The 19,555-nt window shown below is 71.5% G+C and carries 18 protein-coding genes; 10 read left to right on the plus strand and 8 right to left on the minus strand.

The features are described from left to right. Positions 1–4: 4 nt before the first annotated feature. Together ACIQPQ_RS02685 and ACIQPQ_RS02690 are read right to left on the minus strand one after the other, a co-directional pair. A complete protein-coding gene (locus tag ACIQPQ_RS02685) occupies positions 5–625 on the minus strand; it encodes an IS5 family transposase (protein WP_401298777.1) in 621 nt (206 codons plus the stop codon). 76 nt (positions 626–701) lie between these two features. Further along, the gene (locus tag ACIQPQ_RS02690; RefSeq protein WP_401298780.1) at positions 702–1,532 is read right to left on the minus strand and encodes a serine hydrolase domain-containing protein; all 831 of its coding nucleotides are present in this window, start codon (positions 1,530–1,532) and stop codon (positions 702–704) included. Positions 1,533–1,761: 229 nt separating this feature from the next. Here ACIQPQ_RS02690 and ACIQPQ_RS02695 point away from each other — a divergent pair, with 229 nt between their 5' ends. Continuing rightward, positions 1,762–2,094 carry a trypco2 family protein gene (locus tag ACIQPQ_RS02695; RefSeq protein ID WP_401298783.1) on the plus strand — a complete coding sequence of 111 codons (333 nt, stop codon included), beginning with the start codon at positions 1,762–1,764 and terminating at the stop codon, positions 2,092–2,094. 96 nt (positions 2,095–2,190) lie between these two features. Then, positions 2,191–5,247, plus strand: coding sequence for a tetratricopeptide repeat protein (locus ACIQPQ_RS02700; protein WP_401298785.1), 3,057 nt, complete (start codon positions 2,191–2,193; stop codon positions 5,245–5,247). Between the two features lie 84 nt (positions 5,248–5,331). On the opposite strand, the gene ACIQPQ_RS02705 is transcribed toward ACIQPQ_RS02700, so the two are convergent. Beyond that, positions 5,332–5,661, minus strand: coding sequence for a hypothetical protein (locus ACIQPQ_RS02705; RefSeq protein ID WP_401299598.1), 330 nt, complete (start codon positions 5,659–5,661; stop codon positions 5,332–5,334). 187 nt (positions 5,662–5,848) lie between these two features. Here ACIQPQ_RS02705 and ACIQPQ_RS02710 point away from each other — a divergent pair, with 187 nt between their 5' ends. Together ACIQPQ_RS02710 and ACIQPQ_RS02715 are read left to right on the plus strand one after the other, a co-directional pair. Beyond that, complete coding sequence (locus ACIQPQ_RS02710; protein WP_401298788.1) at positions 5,849–6,367, plus strand: MerR family transcriptional regulator; 519 nt, start codon at positions 5,849–5,851, stop codon at positions 6,365–6,367. Continuing rightward, a complete protein-coding gene (locus ACIQPQ_RS02715) occupies positions 6,364–7,437 on the plus strand; it encodes an aldo/keto reductase (RefSeq protein WP_401298791.1) in 1,074 nt (357 codons plus the stop codon). The genes ACIQPQ_RS02710 and ACIQPQ_RS02715 overlap by 4 nt, the downstream gene beginning before the upstream one ends. A gap of 88 nt (positions 7,438–7,525) precedes the next feature. Here ACIQPQ_RS02715 and ACIQPQ_RS02720 read toward each other — a convergent pair whose 3' ends face one another. From ACIQPQ_RS02720 to ACIQPQ_RS02730, 3 genes are all read right to left on the minus strand, one after another. Further along, positions 7,526–8,428 carry a DUF4429 domain-containing protein gene (locus tag ACIQPQ_RS02720; RefSeq protein WP_401298794.1) on the minus strand — a complete coding sequence of 301 codons (903 nt, stop codon included), beginning with the start codon at positions 8,426–8,428 and terminating at the stop codon, positions 7,526–7,528. A gap of 66 nt (positions 8,429–8,494) precedes the next feature. Beyond that, the gene (locus tag ACIQPQ_RS02725) at positions 8,495–9,733 is read right to left on the minus strand and encodes an alpha/beta hydrolase (RefSeq protein ID WP_401298797.1); all 1,239 of its coding nucleotides are present in this window, start codon (positions 9,731–9,733) and stop codon (positions 8,495–8,497) included. 172 nt (positions 9,734–9,905) lie between these two features. After that, a complete protein-coding gene (locus ACIQPQ_RS02730; protein WP_401298799.1) occupies positions 9,906–10,541 on the minus strand; it encodes a TetR family transcriptional regulator in 636 nt (211 codons plus the stop codon). A gap of 95 nt (positions 10,542–10,636) precedes the next feature. On the opposite strand from ACIQPQ_RS02730, the gene ACIQPQ_RS02735 reads away from it, so the two are divergent. Next, positions 10,637–12,256 carry an MFS transporter gene (locus ACIQPQ_RS02735; protein ID WP_401298802.1) on the plus strand — a complete coding sequence of 540 codons (1,620 nt, stop codon included), beginning with the start codon at positions 10,637–10,639 and terminating at the stop codon, positions 12,254–12,256. Between the two features lie 230 nt (positions 12,257–12,486). Then, on the plus strand, positions 12,487–12,792 hold the full coding sequence (locus tag ACIQPQ_RS02740; RefSeq protein WP_401298805.1) for a small hydrophobic protein: 306 nt from the start codon (positions 12,487–12,489) through the stop codon (positions 12,790–12,792). Positions 12,793–12,905: 113 nt separating this feature from the next. On the opposite strand, the gene ACIQPQ_RS02745 is transcribed toward ACIQPQ_RS02740, so the two are convergent. Together ACIQPQ_RS02745 and aceE are read right to left on the minus strand one after the other, a co-directional pair. Continuing rightward, a complete protein-coding gene (locus ACIQPQ_RS02745; RefSeq protein ID WP_401298808.1) occupies positions 12,906–13,718 on the minus strand; it encodes a potassium channel family protein in 813 nt (270 codons plus the stop codon). A gap of 84 nt (positions 13,719–13,802) precedes the next feature. Continuing rightward, on the minus strand, positions 13,803–16,535 hold the full coding sequence (gene aceE, locus ACIQPQ_RS02750; protein ID WP_401298811.1) for a pyruvate dehydrogenase (acetyl-transferring), homodimeric type: 2,733 nt from the start codon (positions 16,533–16,535) through the stop codon (positions 13,803–13,805). Between the two features lie 408 nt (positions 16,536–16,943). Between aceE and ACIQPQ_RS02755 the strand changes: the two genes are divergently transcribed. The 4 genes from ACIQPQ_RS02755 to ACIQPQ_RS02770 all read left to right on the plus strand — a co-directional run bounded on the left by ACIQPQ_RS02755 (position 16,944) and on the right by ACIQPQ_RS02770 (position 19,513). Further along, on the plus strand, positions 16,944–17,381 hold the full coding sequence (locus ACIQPQ_RS02755; RefSeq protein ID WP_266396452.1) for a DUF3052 domain-containing protein: 438 nt from the start codon (positions 16,944–16,946) through the stop codon (positions 17,379–17,381). Between the two features lie 212 nt (positions 17,382–17,593). Beyond that, positions 17,594–18,052: a peroxiredoxin gene (locus ACIQPQ_RS02760; RefSeq protein WP_383782689.1), complete on the plus strand. Its 459-nt coding sequence runs from the start codon at positions 17,594–17,596 to the stop codon at positions 18,050–18,052. Positions 18,053–18,228: 176 nt separating this feature from the next. Continuing rightward, positions 18,229–18,804, plus strand: a complete 576-nt coding sequence (locus ACIQPQ_RS02765) for a calcium homeostasis/redox stress adaptation protein (protein ID WP_383782687.1) — start codon at positions 18,229–18,231, stop codon at positions 18,802–18,804. Between the two features lie 133 nt (positions 18,805–18,937). After that, positions 18,938–19,513: a TerD family protein gene (locus ACIQPQ_RS02770; protein ID WP_401298815.1), complete on the plus strand. Its 576-nt coding sequence runs from the start codon at positions 18,938–18,940 to the stop codon at positions 19,511–19,513. Positions 19,514–19,555: the final 42 nt, after the last annotated feature.

Consider the following 19,555-nt stretch of genomic DNA (forward strand, 5'->3'; position numbering starts at 1 on the left):
CGGGTCATGGGCGGGGCCAGAGTCTGATCGAGGCGAGCGTGACGGTGCCGTGGGAAAGGTAGGCGCGCTTGTCGAATCCGGGTGGTCGGCCGCCCCCGCTGCCGCGGGCTTGGCGGTCGGCTGGCTGGTTCTTCGGTTCGGGGATCGTGTGCTTGATCTGGCGTCGCCGCAGGTAGCGGCGGTTGCGGCGGGAGGAATACGCCTTATCTCCGCTTGTCTCCGCCAAGATGGCCAGGCGGTGCTGCTTGGGGCATGCGCCTTTTCCCGGCAGCCGCGGAGGCTTCTTGCGTGCCCCGGCGGCGTGCTGGTGGGCCCGGCAGGAAGTGGGGTCCACGCTCACCATCGACCAGTCGATGCGGCCTTCCGCGTCGGCATCGGCCAGGACAGCCGTGAAGAGTCTGTCCCACGTGCCATCCGCTGACCAGCGCCGGTGCCGCTCGTACACAGTCTTCCACTTGCCGGAACGCGCAGGCAGATCCCGCCACGGCACCCCGGTCCGGTTTATGTACAGGATCCCGTTGATGATCCTGCGGTGGCTGCACCAACGCCCCCCGCGGCGGCCGGACTTCGGCAGATGAGGCTTCAGCCGGGCCCCTTCTTCACCTGTGAGATCTCCCCGCCCCATGGGCATGAGGGGGGCGGGGAAGCAGCCCCCGAGGGTCGGGCAGGGAAAGGGCGGCGGGGGCGAAAACCGCACCGCGTCAGCCTCGCAGCTCCGCCAGCACCCCGTCCGTGAACCCCGGCCACGCCTCCACCGACCACGCCCCGAACGCCCGGTCCGTGAGGGCGACCGCCGCCACCCCGGCGACCGGGTCGATCCACAGGAACGTCCCGGACTGCCCGAAGTGCCCGAAGGTCCGGGGCGACGACCCCGCCCCCGTCCAGTGCGGCGCCTTCCCGTCCCGGATCTCGAACCCCAGCCCCCAGTCGTTGGGGTTCTGGTGCCCGTACCCCGGCAGCACCCCCTTCGTCCCCGGGTACTGCACACTCATCGCCTCCGCCACGGTCCGCGGATCGAGCAGCCGCGGCGCCTGCACCTCGGCAGCGAACCGCAGCAGGTCCCCGACGGTGGACACCCCGTCTTTCGCGGGCGACCCCTCCAGCGAGGTGGACACCATCCCCAGCGGCTCCAGCACGGCCTGCCGCAGGTACTCCGCGAACGGGATGTCCGTCGCCTTGGCGACATGGTCCCCGAGCTGCTCGAACCCGGCGTTGGAGTACAGCCGCCGCTCCCCGGGCGCGGACGTCACCCGGTGTTCGTCGAAGGCGAGCCCGGAGGTGTGGGCGAGGAGGTGCCGGACGGTCGCCCCGGGCGGCCCGGCGGGCTCGTCCAGCTCGACCGCCCCCTCCTCGTACGCGACGAGCACGGCGTACGCGGCGAGCGGCTTGGTGACCGAGGCGAGCGGGAAGGGCCGGTCGACCGGCCCGTGGGTACCGAGGACGGTCCCGTCGGCCCGGACGACACCCGCCGCCGCGGTCGGGACCGGCCAGTTCTCGATCTGCGCGAGACTCGCGAGGCTGTGGAGCGACATGCGCCAGAGCCTATCCGGGGCCGGTCGGGGGTCTGCCGTTCGGACTCCTCTCCGATTCCCTCGGGAAATCGTGCGCGTAGCGATCGCTATGGGCGCCGAGTTGGGCATTTTTGATCGTTTTCTGTCGTGGGGCGGGTCGGGGAACTCTTCCGGTGGGGGTGGTCGTCCTCACGGGTGCACCGTCCGCCGGGGCGGTGACTCGCTACGTGTCATGGGGAAGGGGCCGGGGATGGCTGAGGAGATCGGTATCGCGGAGGCCGTGGAGCACCTGCGGGCCGAGCTGATGGCCGCGGCGGCGGGCGGGGGGAGCGGTCCGCGGTTCGAGGTGGGGCCGGTGGAGCTGGAGTTCTCGGTGGAGATGCGCAAGGAGGGCAAGGGCAAGCTCGGTGTGAAGGCGTGGGTGGTGTCGGCCGGGGCGGAGCGATCGGTGTCGAAGGCGTCGGTGCACCGCGTGAAGCTGGTGCTGACGCCGAAGGACACGGTGACCAACGGCACGTATCACGTGAACACCGACCAGCCGGATCAGACGGGCGAGTTGATGGGCTCCCGCTTCGGCGAGTAGGGCCGGACCGGCACGCGGGCCGGCCCAGGGGGGTCCCGGCCCGCGTGGTGGTGCGGTGCGGAATGTCGGGCGCGGCCGTATGGAGGGCTGATCGGGGTGGACAGGGCACGGGTGGCAGTGGTGCGGTCGGGGGAGGCCCGGGGGTCGGGGTACGTGTTGGGCGGACGGCTGGTGCTGACGGCCGCGCACGTGCTGAAGGACGCGTCGCGGGTGTCGGTCCAACTCTTGGACCGGCCGGGGCCGGTGACGTGCCAGGTCGTGTGGCAGCGGCTGGAAGAAGGTCCGCAGGGGTGGGACGCGGCACTGCTGCTGGCGGACGCGGATCTGTCGGAGCGGCCGATGCCCGGGGTGCGATGGGGGCGGCTGGTCACCATGCAGCCCTGTCCCGCGCAGGCGCTCGGATTTCCGGAGGTCGGGAAGACCGGCGGAGAAGCGGTGTCGCTGGTGCAGCGGGACGGACGCGTGCTGCCGGTGAGCGGCCGGGACCGTGACCGCTACGTCCTGGCCGGGGACGTTGGCGCGGCGCCACGGGAGGGGGTCTCGCCGTGGGCCGGAATGTCGGGGGCGGCCCTGTGGTGCGGCAACGGGCCGGGCACGCTGCCGCTGCTGACCGGGGTGGTGGTCGGCGACGCACCCGGCTGGAGCCACACCCAGCTGGAGGCCCTGCCCGCCTACGCGTTGGCGTCGGACCCGGTCGTACGCCGACTGGTCGGGGAGCACACGGGACGACCGATGTCACTGGAACCGGCCGACCTCCAGGACGTCACCGACCGCCTGACCGCACCCCGGCCACCCCGCTCACCGGCCGACTTACTGCGCCCCGAGCAAGCGGTCGTGTCCTTCATGGGCCGCGACGACCTCCTGGAGGAGTTGAGCCACTGGTGCGAACCCGAACCCGAACCCGACCCCGCGAACGCGGCGTCCAGCGCGCCGGGTACGGGAGCCGAGGGGATCTGGGGGTGGGGTGAGAGCCCGGTGCGGGCACGGCTGCTGACCGGCCAGGGCGGTGCGGGCAAGACCCGGCTGTCCGGAGAGCTGGCCGCCCGGATGACGGCCCGCGGCTGGACGACGGTCCGCCTCACGACGGACACCACCGTCCCGTTGGACGTCCTGTCCCAGGTGGGCCGCCCGCTGCTGATCGTCGTCGACTACGCCGAGACCCGCACCCCGCAGCTCCATGCCCTGCTCGAAGCGGTCGACCACGACCAGGCGACCAGCCAGGTACGGGTACTGGCCCTCGCCCGCGCCGCGGGCGACTGGTGGACCCGCGCCGCGCAGCACCCCCACGGCCAGGCCCTGGCCCACGCCACCGTCACCCCGGTACCGGCCCTGCACCACACCCCCGAAGACCGCGCCACCGCCTACCGGCAGGCGGTGAAAGACTTCGGCGCCCGGCTCCACCGCCTGTCCCCGTCCACCGACTGGCCCACCATCCTGCCCGCCGTCCTTGCCCCGGCCGCGCGGCCCCCCTTGGCGGGCAGCGAGTTCGACACGCCGCTGTCGGTCCAGATGGCCGCACTCCTCGCCCTGCTCGACGCGACCGGCATCCCCCAGCCACCCAACCCGGCCAACTCCCTCGAAGGGCGGCTCCTGGGACATGAACGTGCCTACTGGGACGACACCGCCAGCAGCCGGGAGGCACTGCGCGGGGAGCGTACGGGGACACAGACGCGCGCCCTGGCCGTCGCCCTGGCCTGCCTGGTCCCCGCGACCGACCGCGACGACGCCCGTGCGCTTCTGGCCCACCTGCCCGGCCTGAACGACGACAGCGCGGCCGCCGTACGCGGCGAGCTGGCCACCTGGCTCACCGATCTGTACCCCTCACCCGCGGAAGCGGAATGGGGCAGTCTCCAGCCCGACCGGATCGCAGAGCACCACCTCGGCACCGAGGCCGCCCGCGAACGGCCCCTGTTCACCCGCCTCCTCACCGAACTCCCCGACCAGCAGGCCACCCAGGCCCTGACCGTCCTGGCCCGCACCAGCCAGCACCCCCAGCACCGAGACGCGATCAGCCACATCCTGCGCGAGGCCGTCACTGCCGCCCCGGCGGTACTGGGCCCGGCCGCCCTGACCACCGCGACCCGCACCCCCCACCCGGCCCCCCTGATCGCCGCACTCACCGAACTGACCCGCACTACGTCGGACATCGCACTGCTCCACGACCTCAGCGACCAGATCCCTGACACCACCCTGGCGCTCAGGGCATGGGCCGCCGACCTCACCACAGTCCTGGTCAACCACCACGATTCACCCGATCCCGATCTCCCGGCCCTCGCCATCTCGCTGAACAATCAGTCCGTCCATCTGGCGGGGTTGGGGCGTCGGGAGGAGGCGCTGGCTGCTGTCGCCCGTGCCGTCGAGATCCGCGAGACCCTTGTCGAGCAGCGGCCTGATGCTTTTCTCCCCGATCTCGCCAGCTCGTTGAACAACCAGTCCAACCGTCTGGCGGATCTGGGGCGTCGGGAGGAGGCGCTGGCTGCTGTCGCCCGTGCCGTCGACACCTATCAGACCCTTGCCGACCGGCGGCCTGATGCTTTTCTCCCCGATCTCGCCATGTCGTTGAACAACCAGTCCGTCCATCTGGCGGATCTGGGGCGTCGGGAGGAGGCGCTGGCTGCTGTCGCCCGTGCCGTCGAGATCCGCGAGACCCTTGTCGAGCAGCGGCCTGATGCTTTTCTCCCCGATCTCGCCAGCTCGTTGAACAACCAGTCCAACCATCTGGCGGGGTTGGGGCGTCGGGAGGAGGCGCTGGCTGCTGTCACCCGTGCCGTCGACACCTATCAGACCCTTGCCGACCGGCGGCCTGATGCTTTTCTCCCCGATCTCGCCATGTCGTTGAACAATCAGTCCGTCCATCTGGCGGGGTTGGGGCGTCGGGAGGAGGCGCTGGCTGCTGTCGCCCGTGCCGTCGACACCTATCAGACCCTTGCCGACCGGCGGCCTGATGCTTTTCTCCCCGATCTCGCCATGTCGTTGAACAATCAGTCCGTCCATCTGGCGGGGTTGGGGCGTCGGAAGGAGGCGCTGACCGCAGCCACCCGCGCCGTCGACATCTATCAGCCCCTCGCCCAGCAGCGTCCCCACGTGTTCGGGCAGGACTTGGAGAGGGCTCTGCGTCTACAGGAACTCATAAGGCAGCTCCCAGAAACGTGACTTGCACATCAACCCGTACACCACAGCCGCACCAGAACGAGTGAGCGATGGAGCGGCGGGCGCTCGCCACTTCGCCAGTTCCGCTCAGCTCCAGGGCTCGAAGCCTGTCGACCGGTCGAGATGGAACGCGGCGCCCGGAGCTGTCGGAGTCCAGCCCAGGTGCAGGGCGAGCCGAACGGCCGTGGCCACGTTGGACGGCAGTACGGGGCGGGCCGCGCGGCCGATCCAGTTGCTCGGATGTGGCTGGTCGGTGGTGACCAGGAGTGTCCTGCCCGGGGTGTCCGCGTGCTCGACCGCGAACGTGCACGGCGACCAGGTCAGGCCCTGGGAGCAGGTCGGCCTGCCTCGCAGGCGCCAGCGGTAGGCCGTCCCGTCGACCACGATCCGCCGTGATCCCTTGCGGATCAGTGTCAGATCAGTGTCATGAGACCCCCATGAACAGCGATGATGCCGGACAACCCGGACCCGTCGTCCGACTCGGGTTCCGCCTCCTTCAGCCCGTTCACGGCCGTGCTGGCAAGACCGGAGACCGGGCCGCCCCGCGGACTTCTCTCCGGTTCCGCTTGCTTGGAGTGCGCTCGAAGGTCATAGCGTGGAAGGCATGACGGTGTTGCACTCCACGCCCGTGACCACCGAGGACCACCCGGCCCCCGCCGCCCCCACCGCTCACGGCGCCGACGCGCCCGAGGACGTCTGTTCCGCCCCGCCGCCGCGGTATCCGCGCCCCGACGGGCAGGACGCGTACACGATCAGTGAGGTGGTCGCCTTCACCGGGCTGACCGCGCACACGCTGCGCTGGTACGAGCGGATCGGGCTGATGGCGCACGTCGACCGCTCGCACACCGGCCAGCGCCGCTACAGCAACCGCGACCTCGACTGGCTCGACCTCGTCGGCAAGCTGCGGCTGACCGGGATGCCGGTGGCCGACATGGTGCGCTACGCCGAGCTGGTGCGCGCGGGCGAGACCACGTTCGTCGAACGCCGGGACCTGCTGGAACGCACCCGGCGCGACGTCCGGGCCCGGATCGCGGAGCTTCAGGACACGCTCGCCGTACTCGACCGCAAGATCACGTTCTACGCGGACTCCACGCACGCGTACGAATCGGAGAGGACCCCATGACCGGCCAGCCGGACCCGCACGCCCCGTCCGCCCAGCCCACCCCGTCCCGCCTGTCCGCCCCGACCCCCCTCCCCACCGCCCGCCTCGGCGAAGGCGGCCCCGAGGTGGGTGTGCAGGGCCTCGGCTGCATGGGCATGAGCTTCGCCTACGGCCCCGTCGACACCGACGCCTCCCGCGCCACCCTGGAACGCGCGCTGGAGCTGGGCGTCACCCTGTACGACACGGCGGACGCCTACGGTGCCGGGGACAACGAGCGCTTCCTGTCCCCCTTCTTCGCCGCCCACCGCGACGAGGTGGTCATCGCCACCAAGTTCGCCCTGTCGATCCCGCCGGACGACCCCACCCGCCGGGTGATCCGCAACGACGCGCCGTACATCCGCCAGGCCGTCGAGGCGAGCCTGAAGCGGCTGGACGTCGACGTCATCGACCTCTACTACATGCACCGCCGCCAGGTGGACGTGCCGATCGAGGAGACCGTCGGCGTGATGGCCGACCTGGTGCGCGAGGGCAAGGTGAAGCAGCTCGGCCTCAGCGAGGTCACCGCCGACGAACTGCGCGCCGCCCACGGCGTCCACCCGATCGCCGCCGTCCAGTCCGAATGGTCTCTGTTCAGCCGGGACATCGAGGCCCGAGTGGTCCCGGCCGCCCGCGAGCTGGGCGTGACCCTCGTGCCGTACTCGCCGCTCGGCCGGGGCTTCCTCACCGGCTCGTTCGGCAACGCGGAGAAGGACCTCACCGAGGGCGACTTCCGCCGCCAGCAGCCCCGCTTCACCGGGGAGAACGCGGCGGCCAACGCGGCCCTGCTGGAGCCGCTGCGCACGGTCGCCGACGCCCACGGCGCCACCCTCGGGCAGGTCGCCCTGGCCTGGGTGCAGCAGCGGGCGTCGGTGCACGGCCTGCCGGTGGTGCCGATCCCGGGCACCCGCAAGCCGGGCCGGGTGGAGGAGAACGTCGGCGCGGTCGGCCTCGTCCTGGGCGAGGAGGAGCTGGCGCTGCTGGAGCCGGTCGCGGGCAAGGTCGCGGGCGACCGCTACGCCGACATGACCTTCACCTCCGCCGGACGGGAGTGACCCGCGCGGGCCGCCGCCCGCCAGGGTGACCCCGGCGGCCCGAGCGGCCCGGCAGCCCGGCCGCTGTCGGCCGCCGGGCTGCTCCCGCTCACAGCTCCGACAGCAGTTCCGCCTTCTTCGCGGAGAACTCCGCGTCGGTGACGAGCCCCGCGCCGCGCAGCTCGCCGAGGTGCCGGATGCGTGCGGCGACCTCGGCAGGGTCCGGGCGCGGCGCGGGCACGGCCGTCACGGCGCCGACGCCCGACCCGGCGGCCGCGGCCGTCACGGCGGAGCGCGGGCGGACCGCCGCGAGGACGGCCGCCGCGAACGGCAGCGACTCGTGCACCGCGCCGTAGCCGGGCCCGAAGACCACGGAGGCCGGGTCCCGGTCGGTCGGCGCGGGGTCGCCGTCCGCCGGGGCGTCCCTGGGCAGCAGCCGCAGGTGCCCCTCGGCGGCCTCGGGGGAGCGCCACTCCACCCCGCACAGGTCGGAGACGGCGAAGCGCTGGTCGCCCGCCTTCCACTTCGCGGAGGAGGCACCGGTCCAGAACCAGCGGAACCGTACGGTCCGCCCGTCGAACGAGGCCTTCGCGTCGTACGCCTTGAACGACAGCGGCACCTCCGGGGCGTCCACCAGGAACCGTTCGGCGGGCCCGGACGCGGGCAGGGCGGCGCGCAGCTCGTCGGCGCACCGCCGGGCGAGGGACTCCGCGTCGGGGGGCAGGGTCAGCCGGTAGGGGTCGCAGGACTCCTTGAGCTGGCCCGCGGCGGCCTCGGTGAGGGGGTCGGCGCCGGGGCGCGGCACCAGCCGCAGGACCACGCTCCCGCGGCGGCCCTCCTCCAGCGTCACGTCCGCGACCGCCGCCAGGGGCACCCGCCGTTCGCCGAGCGCGGCGAACAGCTTGGGGGTGCGCAGGCCCCGTTCGTAGCGGATGAGGACGGAGCGGGACCCGGCGTCGGTGTCGGTCTCGAACTCCCAGGCGGCATGAGATCCGGCCAGTACGTCACCCATGCGGCTCATCGTATGCGGCACTCGCTTCTCCGTCCCCTCCTCGCGCGCACCGCAATTCCTGCGCCTCTACGCGCGTCCGGCCGTCATCGTGTCGGACAAACCCTCCCGGCAGCCGCCGTCCCTGTCGGCGCAGCGCACCGAGCGGTACGCGCCGGTGCCGATCCCGGCGAAGTTGCGGAGGCTGTCGGTGCCGGGCTCGAAGTACCCGGCGTGGCCGCGCGCCTCGCGGGCCGACAGCACGCGCGCGCCGAACCCGGCGGACACCGGGTCCTCGCCGTGGCCGAGGCCGCCGAGTTCCAGGTAGGGCACGTCCTGCACCCAGTCGTCGGCGTCGCGCATGGCCCACACCCGGGCGGCGGTGTGCAGGTGCTCGGCCTTCTCGACACGCATGCCGGGGCTGCCCGCCACGGCGATGTCGGCGACCCGGTCGGGCAGGGAGCGGGCGGCGATCCCGCACACCACCGAGCCGTAGCTGTGGCAGAACAGCGAGACGGGCGTGACGCCGGGCAGCGCGCGGACCAGGGCGTTCAGGCGTACGGCCCCGTATTCGGCGCGCATCGCGGTGGCCGAGTCGATGCCGAGTCCGGCGGGCGCGGTGTAGTCGGCCCAGGCGATCACGGCGGTCCGGGTGCGGGGGCGTACGTCGCGCTCGGCGGCGTAGAGGGCCTCGGCCATGCCGACGGGCGCGGTGTACTTGCGCTCGGTGCGCTGGAAGGTGAGCAGCGCGGTGTCGACGCCGGGGACGACGACGGAGATCCGGGTGGCGCGGTCGAGGTCGCCGAAGACCTCCGCGGCGCGGCCGGTGCCCTCCGGGTCGAAGGCGAGGATCTGCCGGCGGGCGTCGCTCATCGCCTCGAAGCGGTGCATGCGCCGGCCGGCCTCGTGCTGTCCGGCGGGGGAGAGCCGCTCGTCGCGCATCCGGGCGCGCTCGACCGTGATCTGCTCGTGCAGGGCGAGCCGGTTGGCGCGGTAGCGCAGCGCGGCGGGGGCGCCGTTCATGTTGCCGACGGCGAGGGGGTAGCGCTGGGCGAGGTCGGTGCGCTGGAGCGGGGTGAGGGCGGCGAAGAAGCGGGTGAGGCGGGTGGCGGCCGTGTGCGGGTCGGGCAGCGGCCGTCCGCCGATCCGGCCGTGCTCCCAGGCGGAGAGCGAGGCCTGGAGGGCGGTGGCCTCCCGGTGCTGGCGGACGGTGGTCCAGCCGGTGGTGGCCAGCATCAGGAAGACCACGGTCAGCGCGAGCAGGGCGCGCCAGACGTTCAGCTGGGTCAGCTGCTGCGTCAGTTGCGGGGAGGTGTCGAAAGAAGTCACTGGGAGGACACACTAGGAGAACGGGAAGGTCTCGGGTGGCGACAGTGACGGGGATCACGTTTCAGCAAGCGTGGTGATGGTCATACGAATTGGTTGACGGCGTTCGCGCCGCAGCGCGGCCCCCGCGGCGCCTCCCCCGCCCTCTTCTCTCAGCGCCACGACCCCAGTTCTCTCAGCGCCACGACCCCAGCAGCGCCGGACCCACCAGGTCGAGATGGCGCGCGGTCAGCTCCCGCATCTCCGCCACCCCGGCGACCGTGCCCCGGCTCCAGAGCCGCTCCGTCACCCGCATCACCCCGCCGAAGACCGCCACCGCCAGCCGGGGCCGCGGATCGGCGTCCACGTCCAGGCCCTCCCGCTCGGCCAGCACCCGCGCCAGCGCCTCCTCGGTCTCCGCCGAGCGCCGCAGATGGGCGGCGAGCAGCACCGGCGTCGACTCGATCACCCGGTACATCCGCAGGTACAGGTCGACCGAGACGACCGACTCGATCGCCTCGTGCAGCGACGTCCAGCCCTCCAGGACCGCCTGGCGCAGCGCCTCCAGCGGCGGTTCGGCGGCCGGGCGGGCGCGCACCGCCTCGACGAACCGGGCCACTGTGACGCCCTCCAGGGCGAGGGCCACGTCCTCCTTGCCCGCGTAGTAACGGAAGAAGGTGCGCTGCGAGACGTCCACCGCGGCGGCGATCTCGTCGACCGTCGTCCGCTCGTACCCCTGCGAGGTGAACAGGTGGACGGCGGCCCGCAGCAACTCCTCCCGCGTGCGCTGTTTCTTCCGCTCGCGCAGGCCCGTCGGGGGCGCCGTCTTCATGGCGTTCTCTCTCCTGTGTTCCGTGCGTCACGTGCTGGGTAGCGACCGGCGAAAAGGTTTGTCAAGTGTCAGTCGCTGTCACTAGCCTCGCCCGTATGACTAGTCAGACCACCGTCGACACGACGGGACCGGCGGACAAGGCGCCGTCCGCCCCGTCCGACCAGCCTCCGGCCAAGGGGCTGCGCGGCCATCCGTGGTTCACGCTCATCACCGTCGCCGTCGGGGTCATGATGGTGGCCCTGGACGGCACGATCGTGGCCATCGCCAACCCCGCGATCGCCAGCGACCTGGGGGCGACCTTCGCCCAGGTGCAGTGGATCACGAACGCCTACTTCCTCGCCCTCGCGGTCTCCCTGATCACCGCGGGCAAGCTCGGTGACCGGTTCGGGCACCGCCAGACCTTCCTCATCGGCGTCGTCGGCTTCGCCGCCGCCTCCGGGGCGATCGGCCTCTCCGACAGCATCGGCCTGGTCGTCACCTTCCGGGTCTTCCAGGGCCTGTTCGGCGCGCTGCTCATGCCCGCCGCGCTGGGTCTGCTGCGCGCGACGTTCCCGGCCGAGAAGCTGAACATGGCGATCGGCATCTGGGGCATGGTCATCGGCGCCTCCACCGCGGGCGGCCCGATCCTCGGCGGTGTCCTCGTCGAGCACGTCAGCTGGCAGTCGGTGTTCTTCATCAACGTCCCGGTCGGTGTCGTCGCCGTCGCCCTCGGCGCGTTCATCCTCCTCGACCACCGCGCCGAGAACGCCCCGCGCTCCTTCGACATACCCGGCATCGCGCTGCTCTCGGGCGCGATGTTCTGCCTGGTCTGGGCCCTGATCAAGGCGCCCGAGTGGGGCTGGGGCGACGGCCGGACCTGGGCGTTCCTCGTCGGTTCCATGGTGCTGTTCGGGGCGTTCGCGTCCTGGGAGACCAAGGTCAAGGAGCCGCTGATCCCGCTGGGCCTGTTCCGCTCGGTGCCGCTGTCGGCGGGTGTGGTGCTGATGGTCCTGATGGCCATCGCCTTCATGGGCGGCCTCTTCTTCGTGACGTTCTACCTCCAGAACGTGCACGGCATGAGCCCCATCGACGCGGGCCTGCACCTGCTCCCGCTCACCGGCATGATGATCGTCGGCTCCCCGCTCGCGGGCGCGGCGATCACCAAGTTCGGCCCGCGGCTCCCGCTGGCCGGAGGCATGGCGGCCACCGCGATCGCGATGTACGGCATGTCCACCCTGGACAAGGACACCGGCAGCGGCCTGATGTCGATCTGGTTCGCCCTGCTCGGCTTCGGTCTCGCCCCGGTCATGGTCGGCGCCACCGAGGTCATCGTCGGCAACGCGCCGATGGAGCTGTCCGGTGTGGCCGGTGGTCTCCAGCAGGCCGCGATGCAGATCGGCGGCAGCCTCGGTACGGCCGTGCTGGGCGCCGTGATGGCCTCCAAGGTCGACAGCGACCTCGCCGGGAACTGGGCGGACGCGGGTCTGCCCCCGCTCACCCCGGAGCAGCAGCACCAGGCGTCAGAGGCGGTCCAGGTCGGTGTCGCGCCGGTCGCGCCGGACACCCCGGCGGAGATCGCCGCGAAGATCACGGACGTCGCCCACGACACCTTCATCTCCGGGATGAGCCTGGCCTCGCTGGTCGCGGCCGGGGTCGCGGTGGTCGCCGTCTTCGTCGCCTTCCTCACCAAGCGCGGCGCCAACGCCGAGGCGGGCGCCGCGGTCGGCCACATCTGACGGAACGTCAACGAGATTCCCCTATCAGGGTGAGAAAGCTAAAGGTTTCTCGCCACCGGCACGCGCCGCAGGTCACAGTGGGTCAAGCCCTCCGCAGAAGAGGGCGGACCGGGCTGCGGCGCGCTGCCGGAGGGGGACGGCGCGCCGACGGCCCGGTCCGGCGGGGGCATAGCCGCCGCACAGGGGGTACCCGAACCATCGAAGCAGCCCCGGTGAAGAGGGAGTTGACGATGGCGGGCTTTCAGCACGGAACGCGCGGGAACCCCCGCTCACGTGGCCGGACGTGGTCACGGACCGGGCCGGACAGCGCGACGCTCGGCATCATCGGCCTGGTCTGCGCGATCGCCGGATTCTTCGTCCTGGGCATCGTGCTCGGGCCCGCGGCGGTCGTCTGCGGCTGGCTGGCCATGGGCCGCACCTGGACGGGCCCCCGCCCGGTCCCGGCCCTGGTCGCCGTCGTCCTCGGCGCGATCGACACCCTGCTCGCCGTCCTCTGGCTGGCAGGCGCCCTGGGCACGGGCTACGGCCTGGCCTGACCGAGGCCCCCGCCCGACCCGGCACCGACGCGGGCCGGGCGGCGACCCCGGCCCGGCCGGCCCGACCCCGCCCGCACGGCGTCAGACCCCGCCCGCACGGCGTCAGATCCCGCCTACGGCCCGGTCCGTACGGCGGCGTCCCGCGGCGCCGGGGGCCCGCTCTCCCGCAGGGCGGCCACCTCGGCGCGCAGGGCGCGTACTTCCTGCGTGAGCAGCCGGATCGCCTCCGTCTGCTCACGCTCCTCCGCGTCGTCCTTCTCGAACCGTTCGATGAACCAGGCCGCGATGTTCGCGGTCACCACACCGAGCAGGGCGATCCCGGAGAGCATCAGGCCGACGGCGATCAGACGGCCCAGGCCGGTGGTCGGGGCGTGGTCGCCGTAGCCGACCGTCGTCATCGTGGTGAACGACCACCACAGGGCGTCACCCAGTGTGCGGATGTTCCCGTCCGGCGCCTCCCGCTCGACCGACAGCACGGCCAGCGAACCGAACATCAGCAGCCCCACCACCGCCCCGGCGACATACGTCGTGACGCGTATCTGGGAGGCCATCCGGGCCCGCTGCCCGACCAGCAGCAGCGTCGACACCAGCCGCAGCAGCTTCAGCGGCTGGAGCAGCGGCAGCGCCACCGCGCACAGGTCCAGCCAGCGCGAGCGCACGAACCCCCACCGGTCCTCGGACAGCGCCAGCCGGACGCCGTAGTCCGCGGCGAAGGCCGCCCACACCAGCCACTCCACCCCCGCGCAGACGGCCGTCAGTGTGCGGGCCGCCGTCGGGTCGACGATCGGCACCGCGTACGCGACGGCGAACACCACCGCGAGGGCCAGCAGCGGGCGCTGCGTCCGCCGCTCCCACCGCGCCCGCGCCGGTGCCCGCGCCGCGCTCGGTGCCTCCGGGGCCTCAGCTTCCGTCTGTTCCTGCCGCATGGCGCACATCGTAGAAAGGCGCCGTGGAAAGACGGAGCGGCCGGGCACCCCCGAGGGGACGCCCGGCCGCCGCCGTACGAGGTCTCAGGCGTCGCCGCCCGCCGCCCCCGGGTCGGCCGCCGCCACGTCGAGCAGCTGGTAGCGGTCGATGGCCTGCTTGAGCGCGGACCGGTCGACCTTGCCCTCCTTGGCCAGCTCGGTCAGCACCGCCAGCACCACCGACTCGGCGTCGATGTGGAAGAACCGCCGGGCCGCCCCGCGGGTGTCGGCGAAGCCGAACCCGTCCGCGCCCAGCGACTGGTAGGCCCCCGGCACCCAGCGGGCGATCTGGTCCGGCACCGACCGCATCCAGTCGGAGACGGCCACGAACGGCCCCTCCGCCCCGGACAGCTTCCGCGTCACGTACGGGACCCGCTGCTCCTCCTCCGGGTGGAGCAGGTTGTGCCGCTCGACCTCGACGGCCTCCCGGCGCAGCTCGTTCCAGGAGGTCGCCGACCAGACGTCGGCGCGCACGTTCCACTCCTCGGCGAGGATGCGCTGCGCCTCGACCGCCCACGGCACGGCCACGCCCGAGGCGAGGATCTGCGCCGGGATCGCGCCGCCGGTGCCCTCGCTGAAGCGGTACACGCCCTTGAGGATGCCCTCGACGTCCACGCCCTCCGGCTCGGCCGGGTGCCGGATCGGCTCGTTGTAGACGGTCAGGTAGTAGAAGACGTCCTCGCTGTCCGGGCCGTACATCCGGCGCAGGCCGTCCTGGACGATGTGCGCGATCTCGAAGCCGAACGCCGGGTCGTAGGCGACACAGCCCGGGTTGGTCGAGGCGAGCAGCTGGGAGTGGCCGTCCGCGTGCTGGAGCCCCTCACCGGTCAGCGTCGTCCGCCCGGCGGTCGCGCCGAGCACGAAACCGCGCGCCAACTGGTCCGACATCTGCCAGAACTGGTCGCCGGTCCGCTGGAAACCGAACATCGAGTAGAAGACGTACACCGGGATCAGCGGCTCGCCGTGGGTGGCGTACGCCGAGCCCGCCGCGATCAGCGAGGCCGTGCAGCCCGCCTCCGAGATGCCGTCGTGGAGCATCTGGCCGGTCGGGGACTCCTTGTAGGCGAGCAGCAGCTCCCGGTCGACCGACTCGTACTGCTGGCCCAGCGGGTTGTAGATCTTCGCGCTCGGGAAGAATGAGTCCATGCCGAAGGTGCGGTACTCGTCCGGTGCGATCAGCACGAACCGGCGGCCGAGTTCCTTGTCCCGCATGAGGTCCTTGAGCAGTCGCACGAAGGCCATGGTGGTGGCGATCGACTGCTGCCCGGAGCCCTTCTTCACACTCGCGTACGTCTTGTCCTCGGGCAGCGCCAGCGGCTTCGCGCGCACGACGCGGGTCGGGACGTAGCCGCCCAGGCCCTGGCGCCGGTCGTGCATGTACTGGATCTCCTCGGAGTCGCGCCCCGGGTGGAAGTACGGCGGCGCGCCGGACTCCAGCTCGCGGTCGGAGATCGGCAGGTGGAGCCGGTCGCGGAAGCCCTTGAGGTCGTCGACCGTCAGCTTCTTCATCTGGTGCGTGGCGTTGCGGCCCTCGAAGTTCGGCCCCAGCGTCCAGCCCTTCACCGTCTTGGCGAGGATCACCGTCGGCTGCCCGGTGTGCTCCACGGCCGCCTTGAACGCGGCGTAGATCTTGCGGTGGTCGTGCCCGCCGCGCCCCAGGTGCAGGATCTGGTCGTCGCTCATGCCCTCGACCATGGCCCGCAGCCGCTGGTCGTCGCCGAAGAAGTGGTCGCGGATGTACGCGCCGGACTCGGTGGCGTACGTCTGGAACTGGCCGTCCGGGGTGGTGTTCATCCGGTTGACGAGGATGCCGTCGCGGTCCTGCGCGAGCAGCGGGTCCCAGCTCCGGTCCCAGATCAGCTTGATCACGTTCCACCCGGCGCCCCGGAACACCGACTCCAGCTCCTGGATAACCTTGCCGTTGCCGCGCACCGGCCCGTCGAGCCGCTGGAGGTTGCAGTTGACGACGAAGGTGAGGTTGTCCAGGCCCTCGCGGGCGGCGATCGTCAGCTGGCCGAGCGACTCCGGCTCGTCCATCTCGCCGTCGCCGAGGAACGCCCACACGTGCGACTTCGAGGTGTCCGCGATGCCGCGCGCGTGCATGTAGCGGTTCATCCGCGCCTGGTAGATCGCGCCGATCGGGCCGAGCCCCATCGACACGGTCGGGAACTCCCAGAAGTCCGGCATCAGCCGCGGGTGCGGGTACGAGGAGAGCCCGTACGGCACCTTCGACTTCTCCTGGCGGAACGCGTCGAGGTTGCCCTCGTCCAGCCGGTCCAGCAGGAACGCGCGGGCGTAGATGCCGGGGGAGGCGTGGCCCTGGAAGAAGACCTGGTCGCCGCCGTCGCCCTCGTCCTTGCCGCGGAAGAAGTGGTTGAAGCCCACGTCGTACAGGGAGGCGGAGGAGGCGAAGGTCGCGATGTGGCCGCCGACGCCGATGCCGGGCCGCTGGGCGCGCGAGACCATCACGGCCGCGTTCCAGCGGGTCGCGTTCAGGATGCGGCGCTCGATCTCCTCGTTGCCCGGGAAGAACGGCTCGGCACGGGTGGGGATCGTGTTGACGTAGTCCGTGCTGCGCATCTCGGGCACGGCCACGCGCTTCTCGCGGGCCCGCTCGATCAGGCGCAGCATAAGGTAGCGGGCCCGCTCCCGGCCGCGCTCGTCGACGGCGGCGTCCAGGGAGTCGAGCCACTCCCGGGTCTCCTCGGGATCGAAGTCAGGAACCTGACTCGGAAGGCCGCCAATGATGATCGGGTTGCGATCGAATCCGGAAGCCACGCTGGTGGTCCTTACCTGTCAGAGGGCTGTGGGGCGGTGACACGGGTGGGGCGGGTCGGGCTTGGTCGTGGGGCGGTGAGGCGATCCCATCGTGTACCTCGGGGCCGCCCACGTCATCTCTACTGTGAGGTAACCGGTACCTGTTCGAATCTCGTACCCCAGGATGGTTCCCAAACGCGCAAACGGGGCAGATGGGAGTGGTGCGTGTCACTCTTGATGGCTTTTTGTCCCGGATTGGCACCGGATTCGCATGCCTGGAGTTGCGGCGACACGGCCAGGATCGTCACCGTTTCGGCGGTCTGAACCGCCGGGTACTTGCGCGATCCGTCCCGCCCGTGTGGACTACGGCCAATGCTTCGCGCACGCGCGTGGCTGAGTTATTCCCGAAACATGATCAGGAGGCAACCCGTGAGCGCGACCGCGGACCACGCGGAGGAGCGGACGAGCCCTGCCGTCAGGCTGGGGTTCCAGCCCGAGCAGGTGGTCCAGGAGATCGGCTACGACGACGACGTCGATCAGGAGCTCCGCGAGTCCATCGAGGAAGTCATCGGCAGCGACCTGGTGGACGAGGACTACGACGACGTCGCCGACGCCGTGGTGCTCTGGTTCCGCGACGAGGACGGTGACCTGACGGATGCGCTGGTGGACGCCACCACGTACATCGAAGAAGGCGGCTCGATCCTCCTCCTCACGCCGAAGACCGGCCGGACGGGGTACGTGGAGCCGAGCGACATCTCCGAAGCCTCGACGACAGCGGGTCTGTCGGCCAGCAAGAGCGTCAGTGTGGGCAAGGACTGGAGCGGCAGCCGGCTGGTGACGCCCAAGGCCGCGAAGTCCAAGAAGTGACCCGGAAGCCCGGGACGTGACCCCGGCGTGCGCGGACGGGCCGACCACCCCGGTCGGCCCGTCCGCGCACGAGGGGCGCCGCTGCGTAGGCTGGTCCCGGCGTCCTCACCCGGATGCCGCAACCGGCTCCGACGCGTCCGCCCGGCGCACCCGGCGTGCACGGCGCGTCCGGCGCACACCGCGCAGCGCATCCCAGGAAGGGCTCACCGACGATGGCGATCCAGGTCGGCGACAAGGCACCCGACTTCGACCTCAAGGACAACCACGGCCGGTCCGTGAAGCTGTCCGACTTCCGCGGCGAGCAGAACGTCGTGCTGCTCTTCTACCCGTTCGCCTTCACCGGCGTGTGCACCGGGGAGCTGTGCGAGGTCCGCGACAACCTGCCGCGGTTCTCCGACCGCGACACCCAGGTGCTCGCCGTGTCCAACGACTCCGTCCCCACCCTGCGCGTCTTCGCCGAGCAGGAGGGCCTGGAGTACCCGCTGCTCAGCGACTTCTGGCCGCACGGCGAGGTCTCCCGCGCCTACGGCGTCTTCGCCGAGGACAAGGGCTGCGCGGTGCGCGGCACCTTCGTCATCGACAAGGAGGGCGTGGTCCGCTGGACGATCGTCAACGGCCTGCCCGACGCCCGCGACCTCGACCAGTACGTCACGGCCCTCGACGCCCTCTGAGCCGCACCGGGCCGCACCACGCCCCGCCGGTGTTTCCCCGGTCTTCCCGGGTGTTCTCCGGTTTCTTCGGCGCCCAGGGCCTGCGGGGTGCGGGAACCCGTCACTAGGATCGACTCGTTGATCCGATATCCGACGCACGAGGGGGCTCCCGCCCCCGGACACCATTGGAGGACTTCGTGGGAGTCAGCCTCAGCAAGGGCGGCAACGTTTCGCTGACCAAGGAGGCCCCCGGCCTCACCGCGGTCATCGTCGGTCTGGGGTGGGACGTGCGCACCACGACCGGCACCGACTTCGACCTGGACGCGAGCGCACTGCTGCTGACCAACACCGGCAAGGTGTCCAGCGACGCCAACTTCGTCTTCTTCAACAACCTCAAGAGCCCCGACGGCTCCGTCGAGCACACCGGCGACAACATCACCGGTGAGGGCGAGGGCGACGACGAGCAGATCAAGGTCAACCTCGCGGCGGTGCCCGCCGAGATCGAGAAGATCGTCTTCCCGGTCTCCATCTACGACGCCGAGAACCGCCAGCAGTCCTTCGGCCAGGTCCGCAACGCGTTCATCCGCGTGGTGAACCAGGCCGGCGAGGCCGAGATCGCCCGGTACGACCTCAGCGAGGACGCCTCGACCGAGACCGCCATGGTCTTCGGCGAGCTGTACCGGCACGGCGCGGAGTGGAAGTTCCGCGCCATCGGCCAGGGGTACGCCTCGGGCCTGCGCGGCATCGCGCAGGACTTCGGCGTCAACGTCTGAGCCGACCCGGCCGTCCGGACCGCCCGGACGTACGACGACGTGCCTGTTCCGGCGCCGCACCGATCACGGGCGGCGCCGGACGCGCACGAGGACTCAAACAGACCGCAGCACGACCCAGGGGAGGACCAGCAACATGGGCGTCACACTCGCCAAGGGAGGCAATGTCTCCCTGTCCAAGGTCGCGCCGAACCTCACGCACGTGATGATCGGACTCGGCTGGGACGCGCGCTCCACCACCGGAGCCCCCTTCGACCTCGACGCCAGCGCCCTGCTGTGCACCGCGGGCCGGGTCATGGGGGACGAGTGGTTCGTCTTCTACAACCAGCTCACCAGCCCCGACGGCTCGGTCGAGCACACCGGCGACAACCTCACCGGTGAGGGCGACGGCGACGACGAGTCGCTCCTGGTCGACCTGGCCAAGGTGCCCGCCCAGTGCGACAAGATCGTCTTCCCGGTCTCCATCCACCTCGCCGACGAACGCGGCCAGACCTTCGGCCAGATCAGCAACGCCTTCATCCGCGTCGTCAACCAGGCCGACGGACAGGAACTCGCGCGGTACGACCTGAGCGAGGACGCCTCCACCGAAACGGCGATGATCTTCGGCGAGCTCTACCGCTACCAGGGCGAATGGAAGTTCCGGGCCGTGGGGCAGGGGTACGCGTCCGGCTTGCGCGGCATCGCTCTAGACTTCGGAGTCAACGTTTCGTAAAGCCGAGTACGGCCGGGGGATGTTCCACCCCCCGAGCTTCGC

It is taken from the genome of Streptomyces sp. NPDC091281 (genome assembly GCF_044757425.1).
Lineage (GTDB): Bacteria > Actinomycetota > Actinomycetes > Streptomycetales > Streptomycetaceae > Streptomyces.

What these genes read in the sequence shown, in the direction of transcription:
- ACIQPQ_RS02695 (WP_401298783.1), top strand. Translation starts at nt 1,762, where the DNA reads ATGGCTGAGGAGATCGGTATCGCGGAGGCCGTGGAGCACCTGCGGGCC.
- ACIQPQ_RS02740 (WP_401298805.1), top strand. Translation starts at nt 12,487, where the DNA reads ATGGCGGGCTTTCAGCACGGAACGCGCGGGAACCCCCGCTCACGTGGC.
- ACIQPQ_RS02735 (WP_401298802.1), top strand. Translation starts at nt 10,637, where the DNA reads ATGACTAGTCAGACCACCGTCGACACGACGGGACCGGCGGACAAGGCG.
- ACIQPQ_RS02720 (WP_401298794.1), bottom strand. Translation starts at nt 8,428, where the DNA reads ATGGGTGACGTACTGGCCGGATCTCATGCCGCCTGGGAGTTCGAGACC.
- ACIQPQ_RS02710 (WP_401298788.1), top strand. Translation starts at nt 5,849, where the DNA reads ATGACGGTGTTGCACTCCACGCCCGTGACCACCGAGGACCACCCGGCC.
- ACIQPQ_RS02715 (WP_401298791.1), top strand. Translation starts at nt 6,364, where the DNA reads ATGACCGGCCAGCCGGACCCGCACGCCCCGTCCGCCCAGCCCACCCCG.
- ACIQPQ_RS02745 (WP_401298808.1), bottom strand. Translation starts at nt 13,718, where the DNA reads ATGCGGCAGGAACAGACGGAAGCTGAGGCCCCGGAGGCACCGAGCGCG.
- ACIQPQ_RS02685 (WP_401298777.1), bottom strand. Translation starts at nt 625, where the DNA reads ATGGGGCGGGGAGATCTCACAGGTGAAGAAGGGGCCCGGCTGAAGCCT.
- ACIQPQ_RS02760 (WP_383782689.1), top strand. Translation starts at nt 17,594, where the DNA reads ATGGCGATCCAGGTCGGCGACAAGGCACCCGACTTCGACCTCAAGGAC.
- ACIQPQ_RS02730 (WP_401298799.1), bottom strand. Translation starts at nt 10,541, where the DNA reads ATGAAGACGGCGCCCCCGACGGGCCTGCGCGAGCGGAAGAAACAGCGC.
- ACIQPQ_RS02690 (WP_401298780.1), bottom strand. Translation starts at nt 1,532, where the DNA reads ATGTCGCTCCACAGCCTCGCGAGTCTCGCGCAGATCGAGAACTGGCCG.
- ACIQPQ_RS02770 (WP_401298815.1), top strand. Translation starts at nt 18,938, where the DNA reads ATGGGCGTCACACTCGCCAAGGGAGGCAATGTCTCCCTGTCCAAGGTC.